The sequence below is a fragment of the Amycolatopsis oliviviridis genome, assembly GCF_014654365.1.
Lineage (GTDB): Bacteria > Actinomycetota > Actinomycetes > Mycobacteriales > Pseudonocardiaceae > Amycolatopsis > Amycolatopsis oliviviridis.
On the sequence record NZ_BNAY01000004.1, the window covers coordinates 725,738 to 741,788 of the forward strand.

At 67.9% G+C, this 16,051-nt stretch carries 14 protein-coding genes; all 14 read left to right on the plus strand.

What is annotated here, in order from left to right:
* The first annotated feature begins 115 nt into the window (after positions 1 to 115).
* The 14 genes from IE302_RS21455 (at position 116) to nuoN (ending at position 16,012) form a co-directional block, all read left to right on the plus strand.
* A complete protein-coding gene (locus IE302_RS21455) occupies positions 116 to 523 on the plus strand; it encodes an NADH-quinone oxidoreductase subunit A (protein WP_191256326.1) in 408 nt (135 codons plus the stop codon).
* Between the two features lie 6 nt (positions 524 to 529).
* The gene (locus tag IE302_RS21460) at positions 530 to 1,078 is read left to right on the plus strand and encodes a NuoB/complex I 20 kDa subunit family protein (protein ID WP_005151847.1); all 549 of its coding nucleotides are present in this window, start codon (positions 530 to 532) and stop codon (positions 1,076 to 1,078) included.
* A 5-nt stretch (positions 1,079 to 1,083) separates the two neighbouring features.
* A complete protein-coding gene (locus tag IE302_RS21465) occupies positions 1,084 to 1,848 on the plus strand; it encodes an NADH-quinone oxidoreductase subunit C (protein ID WP_191256240.1) in 765 nt (254 codons plus the stop codon).
* The gene (locus tag IE302_RS21470; RefSeq protein WP_191256241.1) at positions 1,845 to 3,176 is read left to right on the plus strand and encodes an NADH-quinone oxidoreductase subunit D; all 1,332 of its coding nucleotides are present in this window, start codon (positions 1,845 to 1,847) and stop codon (positions 3,174 to 3,176) included. Before IE302_RS21465 ends, IE302_RS21470 begins: the two co-directional genes overlap by 4 nt.
* Entirely contained in the window at positions 3,173 to 4,045 is an 873-nt protein-coding gene (gene nuoE, locus IE302_RS21475; protein ID WP_191256242.1) for an NADH-quinone oxidoreductase subunit NuoE, read from the plus strand. The genes IE302_RS21470 and nuoE overlap by 4 nt, the downstream gene beginning before the upstream one ends.
* On the plus strand, positions 4,045 to 5,325 hold the full coding sequence (gene nuoF / locus IE302_RS21480; protein ID WP_191256243.1) for an NADH-quinone oxidoreductase subunit NuoF: 1,281 nt from the start codon (positions 4,045 to 4,047) through the stop codon (positions 5,323 to 5,325). Before nuoE ends, nuoF begins: the two co-directional genes overlap by 1 nt.
* Complete coding sequence (locus IE302_RS21485) at positions 5,322 to 7,808, plus strand: NADH-quinone oxidoreductase subunit G (RefSeq protein ID WP_191256244.1); 2,487 nt, start codon at positions 5,322 to 5,324, stop codon at positions 7,806 to 7,808. The genes nuoF and IE302_RS21485 overlap by 4 nt, the downstream gene beginning before the upstream one ends.
* 169 nt (positions 7,809 to 7,977) lie before the next feature.
* Positions 7,978 to 9,315: an NADH-quinone oxidoreductase subunit NuoH gene (gene nuoH, locus IE302_RS21490; protein ID WP_229907881.1), complete on the plus strand. Its 1,338-nt coding sequence runs from the start codon at positions 7,978 to 7,980 to the stop codon at positions 9,313 to 9,315.
* On the plus strand, positions 9,302 to 9,844 hold the full coding sequence (gene nuoI / locus IE302_RS21495) for an NADH-quinone oxidoreductase subunit NuoI (RefSeq protein ID WP_191256245.1): 543 nt from the start codon (positions 9,302 to 9,304) through the stop codon (positions 9,842 to 9,844). The genes nuoH and nuoI overlap by 14 nt, the downstream gene beginning before the upstream one ends.
* The gene (locus IE302_RS21500; protein WP_191256246.1) at positions 9,841 to 10,689 is read left to right on the plus strand and encodes an NADH-quinone oxidoreductase subunit J; all 849 of its coding nucleotides are present in this window, start codon (positions 9,841 to 9,843) and stop codon (positions 10,687 to 10,689) included. Before nuoI ends, IE302_RS21500 begins: the two co-directional genes overlap by 4 nt.
* A complete protein-coding gene (gene nuoK / locus IE302_RS21505) occupies positions 10,686 to 10,985 on the plus strand; it encodes an NADH-quinone oxidoreductase subunit NuoK (RefSeq protein WP_005151882.1) in 300 nt (99 codons plus the stop codon). The genes IE302_RS21500 and nuoK overlap by 4 nt, the downstream gene beginning before the upstream one ends.
* Positions 10,986 to 10,995: 10 nt before the next feature.
* Positions 10,996 to 12,894, plus strand: coding sequence for an NADH-quinone oxidoreductase subunit L (gene nuoL, locus IE302_RS21510; RefSeq protein ID WP_191256247.1), 1,899 nt, complete (start codon positions 10,996 to 10,998; stop codon positions 12,892 to 12,894).
* Positions 12,894 to 14,444, plus strand: a complete 1,551-nt coding sequence (locus IE302_RS21515) for an NADH-quinone oxidoreductase subunit M (protein WP_191256248.1) — start codon at positions 12,894 to 12,896, stop codon at positions 14,442 to 14,444. Before nuoL ends, IE302_RS21515 begins: the two co-directional genes overlap by 1 nt.
* 2 nt (positions 14,445 to 14,446) lie before the next feature.
* Positions 14,447 to 16,012, plus strand: a complete 1,566-nt coding sequence (gene nuoN, locus IE302_RS21520; protein WP_191256249.1) for an NADH-quinone oxidoreductase subunit NuoN — start codon at positions 14,447 to 14,449, stop codon at positions 16,010 to 16,012.
* Positions 16,013 to 16,051 lie beyond the last annotated feature (39 nt).

Below are 16,051 nucleotides of genomic sequence, written 5' to 3' on the forward strand. Positions count from 1 at the left end.
TTGCCTAACCCTCGGCGGTGTGACCCAGGTGACTTAGGGTGCCGACCGAGGGAAGCGGTGAACCCCGACTCGAAAACCGCAGCGGCGCGGAAAGGATGGCGAAAACCCCGTGCTGATGTTGCCCGTGCTGGCCCAGGCGGACACCACGAAGGTGCCCAATCTGGACATGTACCTCCCCTTGGTCCTCCTGTTCGTCCTCGCGCTCGCGTTCGCGGTGCTTTCGGTGCTGCTCGGCCCGCTCGTCGGCCCGAGCCGCGCCAACAAGGCGAAGCTCGCGGCCTACGAATGCGGCATCGAACCGTCGCCGCAGCCGGTCGTCGGCGGCGGCCGGATGCCGGTCGCGTACTACATCACCGCGATGCTGTTCATCCTGTTCGACATCGAGATGGTCTTCCTCTACCCGTTCGCGGTCTCCGCGGACGCGCTGGGCATGTTCGGCCTGGTGGAGATCGTGCTGTTCATCGCGACGGTCGGTTTCGCGTACGCCTACGTGTGGCGTCGCGGCGGCCTGGATTGGAACTAGAGAAGCATGGGCCTCGAAGAAAAACTCCCCAACGGCATCCTCCTGGCCAGTCTCGAAGGCCTGGTGAACTGGGCCCGCAAGAACTCGATGTGGCCCGCCACCTTCGGTCTCGCCTGCTGCGCGATCGAGATGATGACCGTCGGCGGTTCCCGCTACGACATCGCGCGTTTCGGCATGGAGCGCTTCAGCGCGACGCCGCGCCAGGCGGATCTGATGATCGTCGCCGGCCGTGTCACGCAGAAGATGGCGCCGGTGCTGCGCCAGATCTACGACCAGATGGCCGAGCCCAAGTGGGTGCTGGCGATGGGCGTCTGCGCCTCGTCCGGCGGGATGTTCAACAACTACGCCGTGGTGCAGGGCGTCGACCACATCGTCCCGGTCGACATGTACCTCCCCGGCTGCCCGCCGCGCCCCGAAATGCTGCTCGACGCGATCCTGAAGCTGCACGCCAAGATCCAGGACGAGCCGATCAACGCCCGCCGGGCCGCGATCCGCGCCGCCAGCGGTGAGCGCACCGAGCTGATCGCCTCCTCGATCAAGTACGCGAAGAAGTGAGCGACGTGCCCGAAGAAAACACTCCCGAAGTCCCCGAGACGGGCGGCGAGCAGTCCAGCGCCGAACGGCCCGAAGGCGGTCTCGAACCGCAGGGTGTCCGCCCGGCCGAGCCGGTCGTCACCGGTAAAGAACGCCAGGGCATGTTCGGCGTGCACGGCACCGGTGACACCTCCGGGTACGGCGGTGTCCGGCTCCCCGCGTTCAGCCCGCCCCCGGCGGAGCGTCCGTACGGCGGCTGGTTCGACGAATTCGCCGACGAGTTCTACGCGGCCTTGGCGGACAACAAGGTTCCGGCGAGCGCGATCCAGCAGACCACGGTCGACCGCGGCGAGATCACCTTCTACGTTGCCCGCGAGCACCTCGTCGAGATCGCCAGGACCCTGCGCGACGACGAAGGTCTCCGCTTCGAGCTGCTGAGCTCGCTGTCCGGCGTGGACTACGGCGTCGACGTCCCGCAGCGGCTGCACTCGGTCTACCACTTCACGTCGATGACCTACCGCCGCCGCATCCGGCTGGAAGTCACCCTCGACATCGAGGACCCGCACGTCCCGTCGCTGGTCGGGCTCTACCCGACGGCCGACTGGCAGGAGCGGGAGACCTGGGACATGTTCGGCATCGTCTTCGACGGGCACCCGGCGCTCACCCGCATCCTCATGCCGGACGACTGGGACGGTCACCCCCAGCGCAAGGACTACCCGCTCGGCGGGATCCCGGTCGAATACAAGGGCGCGGAGATCCCGCCGCCGGACCAGCGGAGGTCTTACTCGTGAGCATCCACGAAGAAGCAACGGAAGTCCCCGAAGCCGACTCCCGCGACACGACCGAAGGCCGCGTCTACACCGTTTCCGGCGGTGACTGGGAAGACCTCATCGAGGACTCCCGCCACGACGAGCGCATGGTCATCAACATGGGCCCGCAGCACCCGTCGACGCACGGCGTGCTCCGGCTCGTGCTGGAGATGGAGGGCGAGACCGTCACCCAGCTCCGCTCGGTCATCGGCTACCTGCACACCGGGATCGAGAAGAACTGCGAGTACCGCACGTGGACCCAGGGCGTCACCTTCGTGACGCGCATGGACTACCTCGCGCCGCTGTCGACCGAGCTGTCGTACTGCCTCGGCGTCGAGAAGCTGCTCGGCATCCAGGCCCCGCGCCGGGCCGAGCTGCTGCGCGTGATGCTGCTGGAGATCAACCGCATCGGCTCGCACCTGGTCTACATCGCCACCGGCGGGATGGAACTCGGTGCCACCACGGCGATGACGCTCGGTTTCCGTGAGCGCGAAGAGGTCCTGCACCTGCTGGAGCACCTCACCGGTCTCCGGATGAACCACGCGTTCATCCGCCCCGGCGGTCTCGCGCAGGACATGCCCGCCGACTACCACGAGGCGGTCAGCGCGTTCGTCAAGACGATGGACGAGCGGCTTCCCTTGTACGACAAGCTCTTCACCGGCCAGCCGATCTGGCGCAACCGGCTCAAGGGCGTCGGGTACCTGCCGGTCGACGCGTGCCTCGCGCTCGGTGTCACCGGTCCGGTGCTGCGCAGCGCGGGCCTCCCGTGGGACATGCGCAAGACCGAGCCGTACTCCCGCTACGACGAGTTCGAGTTCGACATCCCGACCTCGACCGACGCGGACTGCTGGGCGCGGTACCTGATCCGCGTCGAGGAGATGCACCAGAGCCTGCGGATCATCAAGCAGTGCCTGAAGAAGCTCGAGCCGGGCCCGGTCATGGTCGAGGACAAGAAGGTCGCCTGGCCGGCACAGCTGTCGATCGGCAGCGACGGCATGGGCAACTCGCTGGAGCACGTCCGCAAGATCATGGGCCAGTCGATGGAATCGCTGATCCATCACTTCAAGCTGGTCACCGAGGGCTTCAAGGTCCCGCCGGGCCAGACCTACACGGCGGTCGAATCGCCGCGCGGTGAGCTCGGGGTGCACCTGGTCTCCGACGGCGGCACCAGGCCGCTGCGGGTCCACGTGCGCGAACCGAGTTTCGTGAACCTGCAGTCGATGCCCGCGATGGCCGAAGGCGGCCTGGTGGCGGACGTGATCGCCGCCATCGCCTCGATCGACCCCGTCATGGGGGGAGTGGACCGTTGAGCACCCAGCCCGGAACGACACCGACGCCCGAGCCCGGCACCAGCCTGGCCGAGCAGACCCACGCCGCCGCCGGTGGTGACGTCGACGTGATCGCGATCGCGCCGGATCCCGCCGAGGCGGAAGGGATCCTGGAGAACGCGAAGCTCGAAGACATCTTCGACGCCGACACCTACGCCAAGGCGCGGAACCTGATCTCGCGGTACCCGCAGTCCCGGTCGGCGCTGCTGCCGATGCTGCACCTGGTGCAGTCGGTGCAGGGGTACGTGAGCCAGGAGGGCATCGCCTTCTGCGCGAGCAACCTGGACCTGTCCGACGCCGAGGTCAGCGCGGTCGCGACGTTCTACACCATGTACAAGCGCCGCCCGTGCGGCGAGCACCTGGTGAGCGTCTGCACGAACACGCTCTGCGCGGCCATGGGCGGCGACGCGATCTACAAGAAGCTCCAGACGCACCTCGGTTCCGAGGAGAAGCCGCTGGGACACAACGAGACCGCGGGTACGCCGAACGAGCAGGGCTCGATCACGCTGGAGCACGCCGAATGCCTCGCGGCCTGTGACCTCGCCCCGGTCATCCAGGTCAACTACGAGTACTTCGACAACCAGACCGAGGAAAAGGCCGTCGCGCTGGTCGACGCGTTGCAGGCGGGCAAGAAGCCCGCCCCGACGCGCGGCGCGCCGCTGACGGACTTCAAGGGCGCCGAACTGCAGCTCGCCGGGTTCTTCCCGGAGGACGCGCAGCAGTACCGCACGGACGTCGACGGTCCTTCGCAGGCCGTCGAAACCCTGCGGGGCGCGCAGGTCGCGCAAGACCGCGGTTGGACGGCGCCCGCCATGAAGGACGTCGCGCTCCCTGAAGTGGAGAAGAAGTAATGGCAGATCCCATCACTCCGGTCCTCACGAAGCGCTGGCTTTCGCCCAACTCCTGGACGATCCAGTCCTACGAAGCCCTCGAGGGCTACACCGCGATCCGCAAGGCGCTCAAGGGCACTCCCGAGCAGATCGTCCAGCTGGTCAAGGACTCCGGCCTCCGCGGCCGGGGCGGCGCGGGCTTCCCGGCCGGCATCAAGTGGTCCTTCATGCCGCCGAACGAGGACAAGCCGCACTACCTCGTCATCAACGCCGACGAGGGCGAGCCGGGCACCTGCAAGGACATCCCGCTGATGATGGCGGACCCGCACTCGCTGATCGAAGGCTGCGTCATCGCCTCGTACGCGATGCGTTCGCACCACTGCTTCATCTACGTCCGCGGCGAGGCGCTGCACTGCATCCGCCGGCTCAACGCGGCCGTGCGCGAGGCCTACGACGCCGGTTACCTCGGCAAGAACATCCTCGACTCCGGATTCGACCTCGACATCACCGTGCACGCGGGCGCGGGGGCGTACATCTGCGGCGAGGAGACGGCGCTGCTGGACTCGCTGGAAGGCCGTCGCGGCCAGCCGCGGCTCAAGCCGCCGTTCCCGGCCGCCGCCGGTCTCTACGCGGCGCCGACCACGGTCAACAACGTCGAGACCATCGCCAGCGCGCCGTACATCATCAACGGCGGTTCCGACTGGTTCCGCCAGATGGGCCGCGAGAAGTCGCCCGGCCCGAAGATCTACTCGATCTCCGGCCACGTCGAGAACCCCGGCCAGTACGAATGCCCGCTCGGCACCACGCTGCGCGAGCTGCTCGACATGGCGGGCGGCATGAAGGACGGAGTCCCGCTGAAGTTCTGGACGCCGGGTGGTTCGTCCACGCCGATGTTCACCAAGGAACACCTCGACGTTCCCCTGGACTTCGAGGGCGCGGCGGAAGCCGGGTCGATGCTGGGCACGACGGCCGTGCAGGTCTTCAACGAGACCGTTTCCGTGCCGTGGGCCGTGATGAAGTGGACGCAGTTCTACGAGCACGAGTCCTGCGGCAAGTGCACGCCGTGCCGTGAAGGCACCTACTGGCTGGCGCAGATCCTGGAGCGCATGGTCGAGGGCAAGGGCACCGAGGAGGACATCGACACCCTGCTCGACGTCTGCGACAACATCCTCGGCCGCTCGTTCTGCGCCCTCGGCGACGGCGCGGTCTCGCCGATCCAGAGCGGGATCAAGTACTTCCGGGACGAGTTCCTGGCTTTGTGTCACGAAAACAAGCGCGAATTGGTGGGGGCGCAGGCATGACGATCGCACCCGACAAGCCCGGAACCGAGGTCGAAGAGACTCCGGTCCCCGAGGGCCACGTCAAGCTGGTCATCGACGGTGAAGAGGTCATCGCGCCCAAGGGCGAGCTGCTGATCCGCACCGCCGAACGGCTCGGCACGGTCATCCCGCGCTTCTGCGACCACCCGCTGCTCGACCCGGCGGGCGCCTGCCGCCAGTGCCTGGTCGAGGTCGAAATGGGCGGTCGCCCGATGCCGAAGCCGCAGGCCTCGTGCACCATGACGGTCGCCGACGGCATGGTCGTGAAGACCCAGCTGACCTCGCCCGTCGCGGACAAGGCCCAGCAGGGTGTGATGGAGCTGCTGCTCATCAACCACCCGCTGGACTGCCCGATCTGCGACAAGGGCGGCGAGTGCCCGCTGCAGAACCAGGCGCTCGCGCACGGCCGCGCGGACTCCCGCTTCGTCGACACGAAGCGGACGTTCCCGAAGCCGCTGCCGATCTCCTCGCAGGTGCTCCTGGACCGCGAGCGCTGCGTGCTCTGCCAGCGCTGCACCCGGTTCTCCCGCGAGATCGCCGGCGACCCGTTCATCGAGCTCCTCGAACGCGGCGCGCACCAGCAGATCGGCACCGCCGAGACCGCCGACGTGCTGGACCTGGCCTCCCGGACCACCTCGGGCCAGCCGTTCCAGTCGTACTTCTCCGGCAACGTCATCCAGATCTGCCCGGTCGGCGCGCTGACGTCGGCCGCGTACCGGTTCCGTTCGCGGCCGTTCGACCTGGTGTCCTCGCCGAGCGTGTGTGAGCACTGCTCCTCCGGCTGCGCCGAGCGGACCGACTTCCGCCGCGGCAAGGTCATGCGGAAGCTCGCGGGCGACGACCCCGAGGTCAACGAAGAGTGGATCTGCGACAAGGGCCGCTTCGCGTTCCGTTACTCGACCGCGGACGACCGCATCCGCCGTCCGCTGGTCCGCAACGCCGACGGCGTGCTCGAAGAGGCTTCCTGGACCGACGCGCTGCGCGCGGCCGCCGAAGGGCTGGCCAAGGCACGCGACGGCAAGGGCGCCGCGGTGCTGACCGGTGGCCGTCTGACCGTCGAGGACGCCTACGCGTACTCGAAGTTCGCGCGGATCGCCTTGGGCACCAACGACATCGACTTCCGCGCCCGCCCGCATTCGGCCGAGGAGCTGGGCTTCCTCGCGTCGCACGTGGTCGGGACGACGCCGGAAAGCGGAGTCACCTTCGGCGAGATCGAGCGGGCGCGCACGGTGCTGTGCGTCGCGTTCGAGCCGGAGGACGAAGCGCCGATCGTGTTCCTGCGGCTGCGCAAGGCGGCCCGCAAGAACCGCACCCGCGTCGTCCACTTGGGACAGTGGACCACCTCGTCGGTCCGCAAGACCTTCGGCGAACTGCTGGCCTGCGCGCCGGGTGCCGAGGCCGCCGCGATCGACGGCATCGCGCAGCACGCGCAGGATGTCGACCAGGCACTGGCTTCGGAAGGAGCCGTGATCCTCGTCGGCGAACGTGCCGCCGAGGTCCCGGGTCTCTTCTCGGCCCTGCACCGGCTGGTGGAGCGCACCGGCGCCCGGCTCGCGTGGATCCCGCGTCGTGCGGGTGAACGCGGTGCCCTGGCGGCGGGCGCGGCGCCGACGCTGCTGCCCGGTGGCCGTCCGGTCGCCGACGCAGAGGCTCGTGCCGAGGTCGAAAAGGCTTGGGGCGTCACGCTTCCCGCCACGGAGGGCCGTGACACCACCGCCATCCTCAAGGCCGCTTCGGGTCAGGACATCGACGGCCTGCTGGTCGGCGGCGTCGACCCGGACGACCTGCCGGATCCGGACCTGGCCCGCCGCGCGCTCGAGAACGCGAAGTTCGTGGTGAGCCTGGAACTGCGGCACAGCGGGGTCACCGAGCACGCGGACGTCGTCCTCCCGATCGCCCCGGCGGTCGAGAAGGCGGGCAGCTACCTGAACTGGGAAGGCCGCCGCCGCGAGTTCGCCGTCACCCTCGAAGGCACCGGCGCCCTGCCGGACTGCCGGGTGCTCGACACCCTCGCCGTCGAGATGGACGCGGACCTGTTCACCCAGACCCCGGCCGCTTCCGCCGCCGATCTGGCCAAGCTGCCGTCGCGTGAGATGAAGGACGCTTTCATTGCAGATTTTGCTATGAAGGACGCTTTCATTGCACGCCCGGAGCCCAAGGACGGTCAGGTCCTCCTCGCCACCTGGCGGCAGCTGATCGACAACGGTTCGCTGCAGGACGACGAGCCGCACCTCAAGGGCACGCAGCGCGACGTCGTCGCCAAGCTCTCGGCCAAGACCGCCGAAGGCCTGGGCGGCAGCGTGAAGGTCTCCACCGAACGCGGTTCCATCACGTTGCCGATCGAGGTCGCGGACCTGCCGGACGGCGTCGTGTGGCTCCCGGGCAACTCCGACGGTTCGGCCGTACGAGCTTCCCTTTGTGCCGGACATGGCTCTGCCGTCACCCTCACCGGGGCGGAGGGGTGAGTTCGATGTTGCTCAGCTGTGGCGACCAAGCACTACGCCGCGCCCTGGCCGAAGGCCCCGCTATCGCGGCGGCAGGGCGCCACGACTCAGCAGCTGTGCTGGGATCGCCGAATCGCGCCCTGGCGACGCGATCGCGGTCGCGCGGCTTCGAAGAATGCCGAGGTGAGAAGTGACTCCGTTGCTCAGCCAGATGCCGGACGCCGCCGAGCGGGCGGCGCTGCTGGCGGACGACCCGTTGTGGCTGATCCTGATCAAGACGGTCGTCATCCTGCTGATCGGCCCGATCCTGACGATCTTCCTGATCGTCTGGGAGCGCAAGGCGGTCGGCCGGATGCAGAACCGGCCCGGCCCGAACCGGGTCGGCCCCGGCGGCTACCTGCAGTCCTTGGCGGACGCGATCAAGCTGCCGTTCAAGGAACAGATCATTCCGGACACCGCCGACCGCAAGGTGTACTTCCTCGCGCCGGTGATCTCCGCGGTGCCGGCGCTGATCGCGCTAGCGGCGATCCCGTTCGGCCCGGTGGTCTCGATCTTCGGTGAGCGGACCGTGCTCCAGCTGGTCGACCTGCCGGTCGGCGTGCTGGTGATCCTGGCCTGCTCCTCGATCGGCGTGTACGGCCTGGTGCTGGCCGGCTGGTCGTCCGGCTCGCCGTACCCGCTGCTCGGCGGACTGCGAAGCGCCGCGCAGGTGATCTCCTACGAGATCGCGATGGGTCTCTCCATCGTCGGCGTCATCCTCTACGCGGGCTCGATGTCGACCTCGCAGATCGTCGATTCGCAGCAGAGCGGCTGGTACTTCTACCTGCTGCTGCCTAGTTTCGTGATCTACCTGATCTCCATGGTCGGTGAGACCAACCGCGCCCCGTTCGACCTCCCCGAGGCCGAATCCGAGCTGGTCGGCGGTTTCCACACCGAGTACAGCTCGATGAAGTTCGCGATGTTCTTCCTCGCCGAGTACGTCAACATGGTGATCGTTTCGGCGTTCGCGACAACGTTGTTCCTCGGCGGCTGGAAGTTCCCGTTCGTCGGCGCGGACCACGCGCTCAACCAGGGCTGGCTCCCGCTGCTCTGGTTCACCGCGAAGCTGTTCATCCTGCTGTTCGGCTTCATCTGGCTGCGCGGCACGCTGCCGCGGCTGCGGTACGACCAGTTCATGCGGCTGGGCTGGAAGGTCCTGGTGCCGGTCAACCTGGTCTGGATCGTCGTGATCGTCTCGGTCCGTGCGATCAAGAACTCGGGCGGGCTGTCCACACCGCAGATCCTCATCGGCGGCGGCGCGCTCATCCTCGTCGTCGTCATCCTGAGCCTGCTGCTGCCGGACAAGAAGATCCCGGAAGAGGACTACGTCCCGGTGACCGGCGGCGGGTTCCCCGTGCCGCCGCTCGACCTGCAGGTCCCGGAGCACACTCCGCGTCAGAAGGCCCTCGCGAAGGCCGAAGCCCGGGCTGCCAAGCGCAAGCCCGCGGCGGTTTCCAGTGGAAGGGAGGCCGGCGATGGGGATTCTTGATCCCATCAAGGGTTTCGGTGTCACCTTCGGCATGATGTTCAAGAAGGTCGCCACCGAGGAGTACCCGGAGGCGGGCGCCCCCGCGGCGCCGCGTTACCACGGCAGGCACCAGCTCAACCGGCATCCGGACGGGCTGGAGAAATGCGTCGGCTGCGAGCTGTGCGCGTGGGCCTGCCCGGCGGACGCGATCTTCGTCGAAGGCGGCGACAACACCGAAGAGGCACGCTTCTCGCCCGGTGAGCGGTACGGCGCCGACTACCAGATCAACTACCTGCGCTGCATCGGCTGCGGGTTGTGCGTCGAGGCCTGCCCGACCCGGTCCCTGACGATGATCAACTTCTACGAGCTGGCCGACGACGACCGGCAGCGGTTGATCTACACCAAGGAAGACCTCCTCGCGCCGCTGCTGCCCGGTATGGAGCAGCCGCCGCATCCGATGCGGCTGGGCGACAACGAGCAGGACTACTACGTGAACGGCCCTGAGCTGGCGCGCAAGCAGCCCGCCGAACCGAAGGAGCCGGTCAAGTGATCACGGCTCTCCTCGCCCAGGCGCCGGACGTCTCCGCCGGGATCACCACCGGCGAGACGATCGCGTTCTGGGTGCTCGGCCCGCTCGCGCTGCTCGGCGGACTCGGCATGATCTTCTCCCGCAACGCCGTGCACTCGGCGCTGTGGCTGGTCCTCACGATGCTGTGCCTCGGCGCGCTGTACATGATCCAGCAGGCGCCGTTCCTCGGCTTCACGCAGATCATCGTCTACACCGGCGCGATCATGATGCTGTTCCTGTTCGTGCTGATGCTGGTCGGCCGGGAGAGCTCGGACTCGGTCGTGGAAGTACTGCGCGGGCAGCGGGTCATGGCGACCCTGCTCGGCATCGGCGTCGGCGGGCTGCTCGCCGCGGGTCTCGCCCGCGCGCTGGCCAACGTCACCCCGGCGCTGCCGCGCGACCCGGCGAACCTCGACGGCGGCGGCCCCGGCGGGCTGGGACGGCTGATCTTCACCAAGTACCTGTTCCCGTTCGAGCTCACCTCGGCGCTGCTGATCACCGCCGCGCTCGGCGCGATGGTGCTCGCGTTCACGGACAGGCACGCCAAGGGCGGCAAGAAGTCGCAGAAGGAACTCGTCGTCGACCGGTTCACCGGCAAGCACGACCGGCCTTCGCCGCTGCCCGGCCCGGGTGTCTTCGCCACCGCCAACTCGGTCGCCACCCCGGCGCTGCTGCCGGACGGTTCGATCGCGCCGGAGTCGCTCTCGGAGATCATCGAGTCGACTTCGGCCTCGCAGCTGGAAAACGAGCGCAAGCAGGTGACCGGTTCGGAACCGGGCCCGGACGCGCACGCGCTCGTGGGCAAGAAAGAAGGGGACGAGGAATGACCCCGACGTACTACCTGCTCCTGTCCGCGCTGCTGTTCGCCATCGGCGCGGTCGGGGTGCTGGTGCGCCGCAACGCGATCGTCGTGTTCATGTGCATCGAGCTGATGCTGAACGCGGCGAACCTGTCCCTGGTCACGTTCGCCCGGATCAACGGGTCGCTCGACGGTCAGGTGATGGCGTTCTTCGTGATGGTCGTCGCCGCCGCGGAGGTCGTGGTGGGGCTCGCGATCATCATGGCGATCTTCCGCACCCGGCGCTCGGCCTCGGTCGACGACACCAACCTGCTGAAGTACTAGGAGCACCGAGTTGACCGCATCATCGTGGCTGCTGGTGGCCTTCCCTGCCCTCGGCGCCCTCATCCTTCTGCTGGCCGGTAAACGAGCGCGGGGCTGGGGACACCTCCTCGGCAGTGCGACCGTCTCACTGTCCTTTGTGTACGGCCTGATCCTCTTCTTCACCGCCGACACGAAGGCCACCGCGGACGTCAAGCTGTTCTCGTGGATCCCGGTTTCGGCGCTGCAGGTCGACTTCGGGCTCCGGATCGACGCGCTTTCGCTGACGTTCGTGCTGCTGATCACCGGCGTCGGCATGCTGATCCACTTCTACTCGATCGGCTACATGGCCGAGGACCGTGACCGTTCGCGGTTCTTCGCCTATCTCAACCTGTTCGTCGCCTCGATGCTGATCCTGGTGCTGGGCAACAGCTTCGTGACGCTGTACCTCGGCTGGGAAGGTGTCGGCCTCGCGTCGTACCTGCTCATCGGCTGGTACCAGGACCGCCCGTCCGCGGCCACCGCCGCGAAGAAGGCGTTCCTGATGAACCGCGTCGGTGACGTCGGGCTCGCGCTGGCGATCTTCCTGATGTTCAAGTACGTCGGGAGCACCGGCTACGCCGAGGTCTTCGGCGCGATCGACCAGATCCCGACCGGCGCGATCACCGCCATCGCGATCCTGCTGCTGCTGGGCGCCTGCGGTAAGTCCGGTCAGTTCCCGCTGCAGGCATGGCTCCCGGACGCGATGGAGGGCCCGACCCCGGTCTCGGCCCTCATCCACGCCGCGACGATGGTCACCGCCGGCGTCTACCTGGTCGCCCGCGCGCACGAGATCTTCAACGCCACCCCGGACGGCCGCCTGATCGTCACCCTCGTCGGCACGGTCACGCTGCTGATCGGGTGCATCATCGGTTGCGCCTACGACGACATCAAGAAGGTCCTGGCGTACTCCACGGTCAGCCAGATCGGTTACATGATGCTCGCCGTCGGCCTCGGGCCGATCGCCTACGCGCTCGGCATCATGCACCTGGTGGCGCACGGTTTCTTCAAGGCCGGGCTGTTCCTCGGGGCCGGTTCGGTCATGCACGCCATGAACGACGAGGTCGACATGCGGAAGTACGGCGGGCTGCGCAAGCACCTGCCGGTCACCTTCTGGACCTTCACCCTCGGCTACCTCGCGCTGATCGGCATCCCGCCGCTTTCGGGCTTCTTCACCAAGGACGCGATCATCGAAGCGGCGCTGAGCCAGGGCGGCTGGCGCGGCTGGGTGATGGGCGGCGCGGCACTGCTCGGCGCCGGGCTCACCGCGTTCTACATGACCCGCCTGATGGTGATGACCTTCTTCGGCAAGGAACGCTGGAAGGAGATCAAGTCCAGCGACGGCCGCGACTTCCACCCGCACGAATCGCCCGCGGTGATGAAGTGGCCGATGATCGTCCTGGCCGTCGGCTCGCTCGGCGCCGGCGCGTTCTTCGCCCTCGGAGACCGGTTCGCCGAATGGCTTTCGCCGGTGGTCGGTCCGCTCGAAGAGGGTGGCCACAGCGTCATCCCGCACGCGCTGGTCCCGATCCTCACCGTGGCGCTGTCCGTGCTCGGCGCGGTGGCGGCGTGGCTGTTCGTCGGCCGCAAGGACGTTCCGGTCGAGCGTCCCGAGCGGGTCTCCGCCGTGGTCAAGGCCGCGCGCAACGATCTCTACGGCAACACCCTGAACGAGACGCTGGTCGCCCGTCCGGGCACCTGGCTCGCCCGTGCCCTGGTCTACGTGGACAACCGCGGGGTCGACGGCGCGGTCAACGGCCTCGCCGCCGGGCTCGGCGGCGGATCCGGGCGCCTGCGCCGCCTGCAGACCGGCTTCGTCCGCTCGTACGCACTGTCCATGCTGGGCGGCACATTCCTGCTTCTGGCGGCACTCCTGCTGGTGAGGTTCTCCTGATGACCTGGGTTCTCGCATCCATCCTGCTGCCGCTGCTCGGTGCGGCGGTCGTCGCCGGGATGAAGAAAAACGACCGCCTGGCGACGCTCACCGCGCTCGTGGTGTCCCTCCTGACGTTCCTGCTGGTGATCCCGATGTGGGCGAGCTACACGCCCAGCGGGGACCGGATCCAGCAGAAGACGTCGATGGACTGGATCCCGAACTTCGGCATCCACATCTCGTTCGGCATCGACGGCATCGCGCTGGTGATGATCGCGGTCATCGGCCTGCTGGTGCCGATCGTGGTCGGCGCGCTGGGCCTGACCGACAAGCTCCCGGCCGGGCGCTCGGCGGGCGGGTTCCTCTCGCTGATCCTGGTGCAGGAGGCGCTGACCATCGCGGTGTTCGCCGCGACCGACGTCTTCCTGTTCTACGTGCTGTTCGAGATCATGCTGATCCCGATGTACTTCCTGATCGGCGGCTACGGCGGCGCGAACCGGCAGTACGCGGCGGTCAAGTTCTTCCTGTACTCGTTCCTCGGCGGCCTGATCATGCTGGCCTCGGCGATCGGGGCGTACTCGCTGGCGTCGGACAAGCTCGGCAAGGGCACCTTCGACTGGGAAACCCTCGTCACCGTCGTCCGCGACGCCCCGCTGGGCACGCAGATCTGGCTGTTCCTCGGGTTCTTCCTCGCGTTCGCGATCAAGGCCCCTTTGGTGCCGTTCCACACCTGGCTGCCGGACGCCGCGGGCCAGGCGCCCATCGGCGTCGCGGTCCTGCTGGTCGGCGTGCTGGACAAGGTCGGCACGTTCGGGTTCCTGCGCTACTGCCTCCCGATGTTCCCCGACGCCAGCAAGGAACTCGCGCCGTGGGTGCTGGTGCTCGCCGTCGCGGGTGTCCTCTACGGCTCGATCCTCGCGGCCGGGCAGCGCGACATGAAGCGGTTCATCGCCTACGTGTCGATCGCCCACTTCGGGTTCATCGCGCTCGGCATCTTCTCCTTCAACGAGCAGGCGATGGTCGGCTCGGTGTCGTACATGCTGAACCACAGCCTCGCCACCGGCATGCTGATCGTGGTCGTCGGCCTGATCGTGATGCGCGGCGGATCCACCCGGATCTCCGACTACGGCGGCATGGCGAAGGTGACTCCGCTGCTCGGCGGGATGCTCCTCATCGCCGGTCTGTCCACGTTGTCCCTGCCCGGCACGAACTCCTTCATCAGTGAGTTCCTGGTGCTGCTGGGGTCCTTTGTGGACTATCCGGTGTACACGATCATCGCGACGGTCGGCATGGTGCTGGCCGCGGCGTACGTGCTCTGGCTCTACCAGCGCGTCATGCAGGGCCCCGTCCGCGGTGACGCCCTGGTCGGCGCCGGTGGCGGACCCGGCACGGCCATCGCTCCGGAACTCGGGGCGAAGAAGACCATCAAGGACCTCGGCGGCAAGGAGATCGCGATCCTGGCGCCGATGGTCGTGCTGATCATCGCGCTCGGGTTCTATCCGAAGCCGGTGCTCGACACGATCACCCCGTCGGTGCAGGCGACGATGTCGTCCGTACAGGGAGGCAAGTAACAGTGCACTTCTTGACTCAGGCGCCACAGGTTCAGGTGCCGTCGATCGACTACTTCGCCGTCACGCCGATCCTGATCATCCTCGGGGCCGCGTGTGTCAGCGTGCTGTTCGAAGCCTTCCTGCCCAAGCACATGCGGTGGCCGTCGCAGGTCTTCCTGTCCCTGGTCGGGATCGGGGCGGCCGGTGTCTTCCTCGTCTGGTACGCCAGTTCGTCGGCGCCCAAGAACGGTGTCACGACCTTCAGTGGCTCGATCGCCGTCGACCGGCCGTCGCTGTTCCTGTGGGGCACGCTGCTGGCGCTGGCGCTGGGCGCGCTGCTGCTGATCGCGGACCGTTCGGTCGAGCCGGGCGGCGCGTTCGTCGCGCAGGCCGGTATCCGCCCGGGCACCATCCAGGACCGCGCGCAGGTCGGCACCACCGGCATGCAGACCGAGGTCTTCCCGCTGACGCTGTTCGCGCTCGGCGGCATGATGGCGTTCGTCGCGGCCAACGACCTGCTGACCATGTTCATCGCGCTCGAAGTGCTGAGCCTGCCGCTGTACCTGATGTGCGGTCTCGCCCGGCGCCGCCGCCTGCTCTCGCAGGAAGCCGCGGTCAAGTACTTCCTGCTCGGCGCGTTCTCGTCGGCGTTCTTCCTCTACGGTCTCGCGCTGCTCTACGGCTACGCGAACTCCGTGAAGCTGTCGGACATCGCCAACGCGGCCGCCGGTTCGGACCGGTCGGACACGCTGCTGTTCGCCGGGCTCGGGCTGCTCGCGGTCGGCCTGCTGTTCAAGGGCTCGGTCGGCCCGTTCCACACCTGGACCCCGGACGTCTACCAGGGCGCGCCGACCCCGGTCACCGCGTTCATGGGTGCCTGCACCAAGGTCGCCGCGTTCGGCGGGATCCTGCGGGTGTTCTCGGTGGCGTTCGAGTCGACCAGCTGGGAATGGCGCGGCGTGCTCTGGGGCGTCGCGATCCTCTCGATGCTGATCGGGGCGGTACTCGGCCTGACGCAGACCGACGTGAAACGCATGATCGCCTACTCGTCCATCGCGCACGCCGGGTTCCTGCTCATCGGTGCGATCACGATGACCGAGGAAGGCCTGTCGAGCACGCTGTTCTACCTGCTGGCCTACGGCTTCACCACGCTCGCCGCGTTCGGTGTCGTGTCGCTAGTGCGGGACTCGAACGGTGAGGCGACGCACCTGTCCGCCTGGGCAGGGCTGGCGAAACGGTCCCCGGTGCTGGCGGGGGTGTTCACGTTCCTGCTGCTCGCGCTGGCCGGTATCCCGCTGACCAGTGGGTTTGTCGGCAAGTTCGTGGTGTTCTCGGCGGCCCTGTCCGACGGGATGGCGCCGCTGGTCGTCGTCGCCCTGATCTTCAGCGCCGTCGCCGCGTTCTTCTACCTGCGCGTGATCGTGCTGATGTACTTCTCCGAGCCGGCTCCCGACGGCCCGACCGTCACCGTGCCCGGCGCGTTCACCACGACGGCGATCACGCTCGGCGTCATCGTCACGCTGGTGCTCGGCCTGATCCCGGCGTTCGCCCTCGACTGGGCGGGCTCCGGCGGTTTCGCCCTCAAGTAGTCCTGTTGTCGCGAAAGGCCCCCTCGCTGTCGTGAGGGG